This window comes from Microbulbifer jejuensis (genome assembly GCF_047289955.1).
In the GTDB taxonomy this organism is placed as follows: Bacteria; Pseudomonadota; Gammaproteobacteria; order Pseudomonadales; family Cellvibrionaceae; genus Microbulbifer.
The window spans coordinates 20,390-31,958 of sequence record NZ_JBLBUB010000032.1; the positions used below are offsets into that span (position 1 = coordinate 20,390).

At 55.6% G+C, this 11,569-nt stretch carries 11 protein-coding genes; 10 read left to right on the forward strand and 1 reads right to left on the reverse strand.

What is annotated here, in order from left to right:
* The first annotated feature begins 31 nt into the window (after positions 1-31).
* The 10 genes from nfuA (at position 32) to ACL7TT_RS17775 (ending at position 11,069) form a co-directional block, all read left to right on the forward strand.
* Complete coding sequence (nfuA, locus tag ACL7TT_RS17730; protein ID WP_413397400.1) at positions 32-622, forward strand: Fe-S biogenesis protein NfuA; 591 nt, start codon at positions 32-34, stop codon at positions 620-622.
* Positions 623-972: 350 nt separating this feature from the next.
* Positions 973-1,485, forward strand: coding sequence for a hypothetical protein (locus ACL7TT_RS17735; protein WP_413397402.1), 513 nt, complete (start codon positions 973-975; stop codon positions 1,483-1,485).
* A gap of 2 nt (positions 1,486-1,487) precedes the next feature.
* Positions 1,488-3,512, forward strand: coding sequence for a tetratricopeptide repeat protein (locus tag ACL7TT_RS17740; RefSeq protein WP_413397404.1), 2,025 nt, complete (start codon positions 1,488-1,490; stop codon positions 3,510-3,512).
* The gene (locus ACL7TT_RS17745) at positions 3,512-6,649 is read left to right on the forward strand and encodes a tetratricopeptide repeat protein (RefSeq protein WP_413397406.1); all 3,138 of its coding nucleotides are present in this window, start codon (positions 3,512-3,514) and stop codon (positions 6,647-6,649) included. Before ACL7TT_RS17740 ends, ACL7TT_RS17745 begins: the two co-directional genes overlap by 1 nt.
* Positions 6,650-6,848: 199 nt before the next feature.
* On the forward strand, positions 6,849-7,433 hold the full coding sequence (locus tag ACL7TT_RS17750; protein WP_413397408.1) for a tetratricopeptide repeat protein: 585 nt from the start codon (positions 6,849-6,851) through the stop codon (positions 7,431-7,433).
* Entirely contained in the window at positions 7,433-7,753 is a 321-nt protein-coding gene (locus ACL7TT_RS17755; protein ID WP_413397410.1) for a hypothetical protein, read from the forward strand. Before ACL7TT_RS17750 ends, ACL7TT_RS17755 begins: the two co-directional genes overlap by 1 nt.
* Positions 7,754-7,822: 69 nt before the next feature.
* On the forward strand, positions 7,823-8,554 hold the full coding sequence (locus ACL7TT_RS17760) for a MotA/TolQ/ExbB proton channel family protein (RefSeq protein WP_413397411.1): 732 nt from the start codon (positions 7,823-7,825) through the stop codon (positions 8,552-8,554).
* Entirely contained in the window at positions 8,554-9,144 is a 591-nt protein-coding gene (locus ACL7TT_RS17765; RefSeq protein WP_413397413.1) for an ExbD/TolR family protein, read from the forward strand. The genes ACL7TT_RS17760 and ACL7TT_RS17765 overlap by 1 nt, the downstream gene beginning before the upstream one ends.
* The gene (locus ACL7TT_RS17770; protein WP_413397415.1) at positions 9,141-9,680 is read left to right on the forward strand and encodes an ExbD/TolR family protein; all 540 of its coding nucleotides are present in this window, start codon (positions 9,141-9,143) and stop codon (positions 9,678-9,680) included. Before ACL7TT_RS17765 ends, ACL7TT_RS17770 begins: the two co-directional genes overlap by 4 nt.
* 9 nt (positions 9,681-9,689) lie before the next feature.
* Positions 9,690-11,069 carry an AgmX/PglI C-terminal domain-containing protein gene (locus ACL7TT_RS17775; RefSeq protein ID WP_413397417.1) on the forward strand — a complete coding sequence of 460 codons (1,380 nt, stop codon included), beginning with the start codon at positions 9,690-9,692 and terminating at the stop codon, positions 11,067-11,069.
* A 198-nt stretch (positions 11,070-11,267) separates the two neighbouring features.
* Here ACL7TT_RS17775 and ACL7TT_RS17780 read toward each other — a convergent pair whose 3' ends face one another.
* Complete coding sequence (locus ACL7TT_RS17780; RefSeq protein WP_413397418.1) at positions 11,268-11,522, reverse strand: hypothetical protein; 255 nt, start codon at positions 11,520-11,522, stop codon at positions 11,268-11,270.
* Positions 11,523-11,569 lie beyond the last annotated feature (47 nt).

Here is an 11,569-nt window from a genome sequence, read left to right on the forward strand (position 1 = left end):
GACATAGAAACTCGGTTATTTGAGAAGGCTTATGTCAGATTTGAATGTGACCATCACCGAATCCGCGCAGGCGTACCTGAAAGAGCTGCTGGACAAGCAGGAATGTGAGGGTATTGCCATTCGCATGTTTGTCTCCAGCCCGGGCACGCCGAATGCCGAAACCTGCATCGCCTACTGCCGCCCGGGGGAAGAGGAGGCTGACGATGTGGTCATGGAAATGAACGCTTTCAGGGCCTACTTTGAGGGGCGCAGTGTCCCCTATCTGGATGAGGCCCGAGTCGACTATTCCCCGGACAAAATGGGCGGGCAGCTTACCATTCGCGCCCCCAACTCCCGCATGCCCAAGATCACCGATGACAGCCCTATCGAGGATCGCATCAACTATGTGCTCTACAACGAGATCAATCCCGGCCTGGCGGCCCATGGGGGGCAGGTGAGTCTGGAGGAGGTTACCGAGGACATGTTTGCGGTGCTGAGGTTTGGCGGTGGTTGCCAGGGCTGTGGCATGGTGGATATGACGCTTAAGGAGGGCGTTGAAAAAACGCTGAAAGAAAAAATTCCCGAGTTGGCCGGTGTGAAAGATATTACCGATCATTCCGACAAGTCCCAGGCTTATTATTGAATAGGCAATGCAACCGGAGGGAGAGGTCCTTCCGGGTTGCCAGCTTGAACGTACGCTACAGGACTCGCTGCTGCTGGTCACAGGCCACAGCGGGCCCGCCTCAAACTTCCTTTTCCACTGAAAAATTCCCGCCCGGCCCATGATTTTTCCTGAAGCCGGTATCGTTGTGTAAAACACGTCGCTCTCATTCGCTTCGCTAGATTTGACGTCCCTCACATCCCCACACGCCCCGATTCAATACAATGTCGCAGACTGATAGGTCCCTGCTTGCAGGCATTTCAATGCGGCCCTGACAGGGCTGATACATGGTTGATGTCCATGGTTAATGGATAGGGTCAGAGGTAGGTCACATGTTCAGAATGCTACAGGTCACACTCTTTCTTCTGCTATTGACTGGCATCGCAACTGCGCAAAACGTCAGCCGCGATGATATCCGTGGCCTGGATGAGCAAATCCAGGATGTAAAAAAAGATGTGATCGATTTGACCGCAACCCTGGCACAACTGGAAGAGAAACTGCTTTTCCCCTCAAATTCCCAGGTGGCTTTTTTTGTCTCCATTGCCGATGAGCAGCCATTTGAATTGGAATCGGTAGAGCTCAGGCTGAACGGTGAAATTGTTGCGCACCATCTATATACCTATCGCGAAATCGAATCCCTGCAAAAAGGCGGTGTACAAAAAATTTATACCGGCAATGTCCAGACGGGTGCGCACCCTTTGCAAGTACGCTTTATCGGTAAAACCCCTTCCGGAAGGGAATACCGGGCCGATGCCGCTTACCAGGTGGACAAGGCGGTTGGGCCGAAGTTTGTCGAGATCAGTATTTTGGGAACCGAGTCCGAGATTCACTTCAAGGACTGGTAACCATGCCTACCTCTCTGCTTTCGGCACTGCCGGGCCCGGTCAGGGTGACGCTGCGGGTTTTAGCGGTCTCCCTGTGTACCCTGCCTGTCCTCTCCGGTTTGGCCAATGCTGAAGAGCGTGAGGCGCTGCGCGATCTGTTTTTTGGTGCGGCCATGTTCCACGCCCACCAGGAAAACTACTTTGATGCGATTGTGGCCCTGGATACCGAACTGGCCCAGTTCCATCGCCTGGATGAGCCGGAGCTGGACCCATTCAGTGCGCATCTGGGGCAGGCGGAGTTCTCCGTGGGCGATCTGGAGCTTTCCTATCGCATGCACCGGGAAGCGGGTCGGGCGATTGAAGCGGTACTGAAAGGGAATGTTTCCCGACCGGTGCGCAATGAAGCCGCCTATCGCCTGGCCAAGATCCACTATCACAAGCAGCAGCCGGTCAATGCCCTGCACGCGCTGGAAATGATTGAAGGGCGGGTGCCAGAGCGTGTACGTGCGCAAGAGCAGTTTTTGCGTGCGCGGGTGTTTATGCAGCTTGGGCGTTTCGATGAGGCGGTTGAGCTGCTTGAGGACCTGAAAGGGGAAGCGTCCCTGGCCGGGTTTGTCGAGTTCAACCTCGGTGTCGCCCAGTTAAAATCCGGTGAGGAAGTCCGCGGTGTGCTGGAACTCACTGACTTGGGCAAAAAGCGCAGCAGTGAGCCCGGCGAGCAGGCACTGTATGACAAAACCAATCTGTTGCTCGGCGCGCACTTAATGGAAGCCGGCGAATTGCAGCAGGCGCGCCCGTATTTTGACCGCGTCAATCTCGAAGGCCCATTTTCCAACCGCGCCCTGCTCGGTGCCGGCTGGGTCGAGGCCCGCGCGGGTCGCTATGAGCGGGCATTGGTGCCCTGGAAAATGTTGCAGGATCGCAAGGGGACCAACGAATCCGTACAGGAAGCCATGCTCGCTGTGCCCTATGCCTACGGCAAGCTGGATGTACACAGTACTGCTGCGATTCACTATGGCCGTGCGCTGGATTCTTTCGGCAATGAAATTGATACCCTGACCGCCTCGATTAACAGTATTCGCCTGGGTAAGTTTCTGCAGGCGCTGCGCCGCAAAGAGGCTACCCAGGTGCAAAATTGGGTGGTGGCGCTGCGCAAACTGCCGGATGCACCGGAGACCCATTATCTTCTCGACCTGATGGCATCCAATGATTACCAGGCATTCCTGCGCAATTACCGCGACCTGAATGCTCTCTATGAGCGCAATAAAGCGTGGCTCAAAAGCCTCAGTGCCTTCGAGGACATTATCCGTATCCGCAGGGCTTATTATGAACCCCTACTGCCGCAACTCGACGGGCAATTCCGCAATCTGGATGCCCGTATCAAACTGCGTATTGAGCAACGGGATACATATGTCGGGCGCATTGAGCAGATGCTGGTCTCGCGTCGCCCGGAATATCTCGCCACTGCCGATGAGCAGGCGGTGCGCCTGACATTGAGGGAATTGCGCCGGCAGCTTGCCCAGAATCCGCAGGGCTTTACCGAGGTCACCCGCAGCAGGGTGGCGCGCCTGCAGGGCGTGTTGGATTTGCGCCTCTCCACAGAGTACGACCAGCGGCTTACGCAAGCCTATAAGCATCTGCAGGAACTCAATGGGGAAATTGAACAACTGCAGGGGGTTTACCAATCCTATGTGCGCAGCCGCCAGGCAGCCACGCACAGTTATACCGGCTACAACAAATCGATCACCCGCCTGCGTGCGCAGATACACACTACCCAGCAGCGTCTCGAAATGTTGATGGCGCGCCAGGGCAGTATGTTGGAGACCCTGGCGATTCAGGAACTGGAACGCCGTCGCACCCAGCTCGAGAGCTACCAGATCCAAGCGCGATTTGCCCTGGCCGACAGTTATGACCGCGCCAACGTATTGCAGGAGCAGCGCGAGGAGCAGCGCAAAATCGAGCAGTTCCGCGAGTCCCCGCCCGAACCCCTGCCGGACGACAATCCCCCTGAACTGGAAGCGGAAGCGCGTGAAGGAGGAGAAGCCTGATGCCCTGGTTTAAAACCAGCCCGCTGAGTACGGCTATTGCGTATCGATGCGCCCTGGCTTGCGCGATTGCCCTGTTGTTCAATGCCTGCGCGGTCACTAGTGGCAAGACTATTGGCAGCCTGCAGGATGTCGATATCGAGATTAAAGAGGAATATATCGACGGAAGTCTTGAGAAGGCCCTGGCCAGTTACCAGCGCTACCTGCAGGAAACACCAGAGTCCAGTCTCACGCCCGAGGCGATGCGCCGAATTGCCGATCTGAAAATCCAACAGGCGCACCGCGCTGAGGATGCTGCGATTGACGGTATTGCCAGTGGTGCAGGTGTGGCAAGTACGAGCGCAGCGGTGGTTGCCATCAATGCCGCAGAAGTGTCTGCAGAAAATACTCTCGATGCACCCGCGGAAGTGGCCGCACCGGCTGCCCGGGTTGAAATTAAGGCAGTGAAATTCTCTGGCGAGACGGAGTCGGACGATGAATTTGCGGCGCGTGCCAGCGGTAGCATTGAGATTGCCTCGGATAACGCTGCGCTACCGGTTCCTGCAGACGATACCGGTGCACTGATGTCGGCCAATGCCCGCGAAGCGATTAATCTGTATCTTGACCTGCTGAAAAAATATCCCCTGTACGACCGCAATGACCAAGTGATGTACCAGCTCTCCCGAGCCTATGAGGAGGCCGGCGAGATTGAGCAGGCGGTGGATGTGTTGCGACAGTTGGTTGCCAAATATCCGGATTCCCGTCATATCGATGAATCCTGGTTCCGCCTGGGGGAATACTACTTTACCCGCAAGAAATACCTGGATGCGGAGGGAGCCTACGGTAAGGTGATCGGTATCGGGGTGATTTCCAGTTTCTATGAGCTGGCCCTATACAAGCGCGGCTGGTCCCTGTTCAAGCAGGATATGTACGAGATGGCGCTGGACGACTATATCGCCATGCTCGATTACAAAGTCTCCCAGGGGTATGACTTCGACCAGCAGACCAATGAGGTGGAGCGCAAGCACATCGAGGATACTTTCCGTGTGGTGAGCTTGAGTTTCTCCTACCTGGAAGGCCCCGATTCTATTGTCGATTATTTCTCCCGCAAGGGGGCGCGTCAGTATGAATACCTGGTGTACAGCCACCTGGGTGAGTACTACCTGGATAAGCGCCGCTATCAGGACTCGGCAAAATCCTATACCGCCTTTGTGGAGCGCAATCCGCTACACAAAGTCTCGGCGGATTTCTCCATTCGTGTGATCGAAATTTACAGCAAGGGCGGCTTTCCCAAGCTGGTGCTGGATGCCAAGAAATCCTTTGCCAACACCTATGGGCTCAAGGCTGAATACTGGGCCGTATTCGATATCAATGAGTACGGAGAGGTGGTTGAGTTTCTGCAGGCGAACCTGATCGACCTGGCCAGCCATTATCACGCGGCCTACCAGAATAAAAAGTTCAAGGATAAAAAGGCCGAGCACTACCGTGAGGCGATTCACTGGTATCGCAGCTATCTGCAATCCTTCCGCGAAACCGAGCGCGCGCCGGAGATGAACTATCAACTGGCCGGTTTGATGCTGGAGAACCGGGATTTCCACAGTGCGGCTTTGGAATATGAGCGCACCGCCTATGAATATCCGGCCCACAAAGATTCCAGCGGGGCGGGTTATGCGGCGGTTTACGCCTATCGAGAACACCTGGCAAATCACCTGAAAGCGGCCACTGCAGACCAGCGTGCTGTCCTGTTGCGCGAGATTATCCGCTCCTCTCTGACCTTCGCCGACACCTTCCCCGGACACGACAAAGCGCCGCAGGTGATGCTGGGTGCCGTGGAGGATTTGTATGGCCTTAAGGACTATGTCCTTGCCATCGAAAACGGTCGCCTGTTACTGGAGAAATTCCCGGCCGCGGCACGGGAGATTCGCCGCTCCAGCTGGATGCTGGTAGCCCACGCCTCGTTTGAGGTACAGGCATTTGTGGATGCCGAAGTGGCCTACGGAAAAACCCTGAATCTGACCGCCGCAGATGCCAAGGATCGCGCCGGGCTGATCGATAACCTGGCGGCATCCATTTACCAGCAGGGGGATATGGCCCGCCAGCAACAGGATCACGCCACCGCCGCCGACCATTTCCTGCGTATTCGGGCTGCCGCTCCCGGAGCCACCCTGCTGGCCACAGCGGAATACGATGCGGCCGCCTCACTGATCGTATTGCAGGAATGGACCCGGGCCGCGATGGTGCTCAACAATTTCCGCAGCAATTTCCCGCAACACGAGCTGGCGAAAGAAGTCACCAAGAAACTGGCGGTGGTTTATCAGGAGAGTGGAGAGTTGCTGCTGGCCGCAGGGGAGTTTGAGCGCATTGAGCGCGAGTCCGGGGATGAGGCAATCCGCCGCGAGGCCCTGACCCAGGCGGCGGATCTCTACAGTGCGGCACAGGACAGTCAAAAAGCCCTAACGGTGCTGCGCCGCTATGTGAACCAGTTTCCCAATCCCTTGGAACCGGCACTGGAGACGCGGCAGGGAATTGCCGATATCCATAAAGCCGATGGCAATGAAAAACTCTATATGAAGGCGTTGCGTGAGATGGTGCGTATCGAACTGCGCGGTGGCTCCCAGCGCAGCGACCGCACTCGCTATCTCGCCGGTAATGCCGCACTGCAGCTCGCCGAGCCGAGTTTCCGTGCCTTTACCCAGATAGTTCTGGTGAAACCAATCGAGCAAAACCTGAAACTGAAACGCAAGCGTATGAAAGCGGCTATCGACACTTTCACCGATCTGATTGATTACCAAATAGCCGATGTCACTGCTGCGGCTACTTACTACCTGGCGGAAATCTATTTGCATTTCAGTCAGTCACTCAAGGATTCCGAACGCCCCACCAACCTGAATGCGCTGGAAATGGAGGAGTACGAACTGGCTCTGGAAGAGCAGATTTATCCTTTTGAGGAAAAAGCAATCTCGGTGCATGAGAAAAACGTCGAGCTTTTGGGGGTGGGTATTTACAACCCCTGGATCGACAAGAGTATCGGTAAGCTGGCCGGACTGGTACCGGCCCGCTATGCAAGGGCTGAGGAAGTGGGGCAGTACCTGCAGAGTATGGTACCCCTGCCACCGGCGCCGGAGCAGGTGAATGCGGGTGAAGCGGTTTCCGGTCGGTAACCGAGCAGATTGGCCCGGTAATCCATCAAGAAGTCGGGTTACGAATAAGGCGGGGGGAAGAGTCCCTCTCTCCCGAGAGCGCATGAGGCATGGATGCCGATTACGAGCGTACAGGGATGTATTCACAGTGTTTCCTGGGAGAGGGGTATTCTTTTCTTTCGACCGGGTAGTAATAGCAGCAAGAGTGGAGTTGAGGGCTATGCAAATAATACTGCGATTATTTTTTCTACCGGGGCTGGTACTGTTTCTAACCGCTTGTGCGGGCACCCAAACCGTAACCGGTAAGATTTCTGACTATTCCACAGTGCGGATTTCCGGCAGTGTGAACCGGGATTTTGAGCGCTCGCTGGATTATTTGGCCGAAGCGGAATATGAATCCGCCATTGCGCTGTTGCAGTCGGTGGTGGAGCGGGAGCAGCGACTTCCTGCGCCCTACATTAACCTGGGCATCGCGTATTACCGGGTTGGCAATGAGAAAGGTGCGGAAGACGCTTTCCTGAGGGCCCTTGCGCTGGATGAGAAACATCCGGTGGCCACAAACGAGCTGGCGGCGCTCTATCGCAGGCAGGGGCGTTTTGTCGATGCGCGACACATCTATGTCCATGCCTTGTCAGAAAACCCCGAGTACCTGCCTTTGATAAAAAATCTTGGCATATTGTGTGATCTCTATCTGCAAGATCTCCAGTGCGCTCTGGCACAATTCCAGCAATATGTGCAGTTGGAGCCGCAGGACCGGGATGTATCCATCTGGCTGGCGGATCTTAAGCGGAGGGCAGGCAAGTGATGTTGAGATTTAATTGGATTTTGCTGGTGGTTTTCTCTGTCGCTACCTCCCCTGCGGCCCTGGCGCAGTCTGAAGATGGGTTAGTGAAAGCGTCCACCGAAAAGAAAGTGGACTCAACCATTAAAGCGTTATCGGGCATCTCCATTATTGGTAACAAGGAAGCCCCCAAGTCTCTCTATATTGTCCCCTGGAAAAGTTCCGAGGTGGGTGTCGAAAGTGATCTGGTCTCCAGTCTGATGGATGACCAGTTAAAGCCGCTCGACAAGGAAGTGTTCCTGCGCGAGTTGACGTTCTACCAGCTCAGTCTGTCTGGCGACTAACGCCGTCCTTTCTCCGGTTGTGGTCGGAGTAGCAACAAATTACTGCAGTATTTATCAAGAGGGTTTGCAATGGGCTTTTTTAACAGCGTCATCGAGTTTTTCCAGACGGGCGGTACCTTTATGTACCCCATTCTCGTGGTTGCCGCCCTGGGTAGCGCCGTTGCCATTGAACGATTTATTCGCCTGCACTATGAACGCCATACCAACCGCGCCATGTGGGAAAAATTACAGCCGATTCTGGCCTCCGGGGATTTTGATCGTGCGCGCAACCTGGTCAAGCAGGATCATTCCAGTGTGAGCAAGCTGTTGTCTATGGGGCTGGCCCGCCAGGGTACGGTGCGCCGTCGCGAAGATATTGAGATCGCGATGGAAGAGAGCATGATGGAGATTACTCCGCAGTTGGAAAAGCGCACCCCTTATGTCGCGCTCTTTTCCAATATCGCCACACTGCTGGGCCTGCTCGGAACCATTATGGGCCTGATCGAAGCCTTTACCGCAGTAGCCAATGCCAACCCGGCGGAAAAGGCCGACCTGCTCTCTGCCAGTATTTCTGTGGCGATGAACACCACCGCCTTCGGCCTGATGACCGGTATTCCCCTGTTGATTGTGCATGCGCTGCTCAACTCCCTGACCGGTGAAATTATCGACAGTCTGGAGATGGTGTCTGTGAAAGCTTCCAACCTGATTGACAGCGCCACCCGGCGCCGTTTCGAAATCGATGTGTCAAAGCCTGAAAGTAAAACCGCCAAGCGCTCGCCCAATACAGCCCACGGCAAAGCGCAAAAAGTGGAAACCGCGTAATGAGAAGGCGGCGCCACGGGAGAGATAAAGAGGCCCCGGAGCTGGACATCACTGCCTTTCTGAACCTGATGGTGGTACTGGTCCCCTTCCTGCTGGTATCGGCAGTGTTCTCTCGGGTGACTATCCTGGAGTTGAATATGCCCAGTGGCGCAGGCGGTGGCGCCCCGGATGATCCCACCGTGACTGTGGAGGTTGTGGTGCGCAAGGCGGCGCTGGAAATCAGCGATGGTGAGAAGGTGATCGCGCGTTTTCCGAACCTGAATGTTACGCAAGAGACGGAGTCCGCACAGCGGGAAGGGGCTGCGCCGGACACAGCCGGGCAGGACACCGGTGTTGCAGTATTGCCGACAGCAGCAGTATATGACCTGAAAAAACTCACCGAGTTTTTATTGCAGGTGAAAGCCAGTTATCCGGAAAAGACAGACTCCATTCTGCTGATGGAAGCGGATATTGCTTACGAACACCTTGTGGGTGTGATGGATACCGTGCGCGGTGCCGAAGTCCGGGTTGAGGGCAGTGATCCCGGTGATCCCGAGGCGGTGGAGAAGGTGATGTTGTTTCCCGATATTTCCCTGGGAGATGCGCCGTGAGACATGAAAGCCGACGTATGAAGCGCATGGCGCGCAGTCATAAGCGCAAAAGAACCTCTGGTATGAACCTGACGTCTTTGATGGACGTGTTCACCATCCTGGTGTTTTTTCTCCTGACCAACACATCCAGCAACGAAGCGCTGGAGCCGCCCAAGGTAATTACCCTGCCGGATTCGGTAGTGGAGACCAAGCCGAGGGAAACCGTAACCCTGATGGTGACGGCCGATGAGATCCTGGTGGAATCCAACTCCGTCGCTGCCACCAGCGCGGTGCTTGAGAGCGAGGAAATCGTTATCGAGGCCATTAAGCAGGCTATGATCGTAGAATTGGGTAAGGCGATTGGTGTTGCCCAGGCCTTTACTGAAGACGGGGGGAATGAGGGCGAAGGTGAGCAGGGGCCGGAACCACCGGAGGTGAATATTCTCGCAGACAGAGGCATCCCGTTCAGTTTGCTGAAAAAGGTGATGTCCAGCTGCACCGAAGCGGGCTACACCAAGGTTTCACTGGCGGTTATTCAAAAAGCATCTCAGGGTTAATGGAAGTTTGTGAGTAATTTTCTTCAACAACAGCGGGCGGTCACCGAGGCGCTTGAGGCGGCTCACCAACGCATGCATCTGCTTGGGAACCAGCAGCGGCAGATCGAAGAGAAGCTGGCTGAATTACAAACCCATGGCACCAAGTACCAGCTGCTGGATGAAATTGCCCAGCGCCTGCATCAACTCGAAGAAGTTGGCGCCGGCGATCTGTTCTGGGCCGAGGACTACCGGGCAGATGCCTCTGGGCGGGTTATCGAGCGGATCAGGGAGTCCACCTGGGGTTATAACGAAAGCCGGGGCCAGCTGCAAAAGCGCCGCAGGGCACTCCTCGAACAAATGGATGGCTGCAACGAGGAAATCCTTGTTCTGGATGAGCGCGCCGAGGAACTGCGCCTCGCGGAAGAGGAATCCCGGTTTGAATTGGAAATTACCCGGGAATTCAAGCCAGCAGATTTCCACCCGATGGTACTGCCCTGGCATACCCGGGGCGAGGATGAAAGACGCTTTCGTATTTGTGTATTCGCCACCTTGTTTTTCGCTGCACTGCTGGGTTATCTGGTGCCGCTGTATACCCTGCCCGAGCCGGAAACCCAGGTGGTGGAGATCCCCGAGCGTCTGGCCAAGCTGGTGATCGAGAAGAAAACCAAGCCCAAGCCAGCACCCGAACCCGAGCCGGCCAAGCCCAAGCAGGAGGAGAAAAAGCCCCGGCCCGAGCCGGAGCAGCAAGTGGCCAGGCAGGATCCGAAGCCCGCCCAGGCGGAAAAGAAGCAGGCGCGTAAAAAAGCGGAGCGCGCCGGTGTCCTCGCCTTTAAGGATAATTTGCAGGATCTTATCCAGGACGACCTGGACAATCGCCTTGGCCAGCAAACCCAGTTGAGCACCGCGGGCAAGCGGGAAAACCGCAGTCAGCGTTCGCTGATCACTGCCGCTGCAACCACCCGAAGTGGGGGTATCAGCACCGCAACATTAAGCCGCAACGTGGGTGGTACCGGATCATCCTTGGGCGGTGTGGCCTTCGCACGAGTGGAGAGTTCTATCGGTACCGAGGGGGATTTCGCCGGCGAGGACCGACCGCTCAGCGATGGTGTTGGTCCATCCCGTACCGATGAGGAAATCCAAATTGTTTTCGACCGCTACAAGGCCGCGCTGTATCGCATCTACAACCGCGAACTGCGCAACAATCCCGCCCTGCAGGGCAAGATGGTGCTGAAGATCACCATCGAACCGGACGGCTCGGTATCCCTGGCGGAAGTGGACTCCAGCGATATGGACTCGCCGGCGCTCAACGCCAAAATTGTGGCGCGGGTGAAGCGGTTTAATTTCGGCGAAAAGGCCGGTGTGCCCACCATCACCATTCTTTTCCCGATCGACTTCTTTCCCAACAATTAATGGATACGTCCTCTCCGCACAAGCGGAGAGAGATTAGGCGCGGATAGAGAAAAACTGTTTCGGGTGTGTTTTTTACGCCCGGTTTATTTCCTCCTCAAGAGGTATCTTTCCCCAAAGTCAGCCTGAGAACCACTTGGCAATCCCCAAAAAATTTTCCGCACCTGACAGGGATTTATGACTTGTTTCACGGCCAATTTTTCAACTTGTCATTAAGCTTGGCGGGCCGGACTGTGTCTTTCTGGCGGTAATGCTTGCGGGCATGGTCAGGGATTTTTTGAAATACAAAAGCGGCGGCGCAAAAGTGACGATGATGTCAGAAGTAATTGGACGGAAATCCTGGAATAATTTGCTAGTCAGCTTGATTCTGTTGAGCACTTGGTCGTTTTTTTTTGCGCCGCAGGTACTGGCCGACCACAATTGCCCCTCATTTCCCGATAACCCGGCAAGCTTCAATATTTTGGATCACCGCTCTGGAAGCAGTTGGTGTGAGTTGTGCGGCG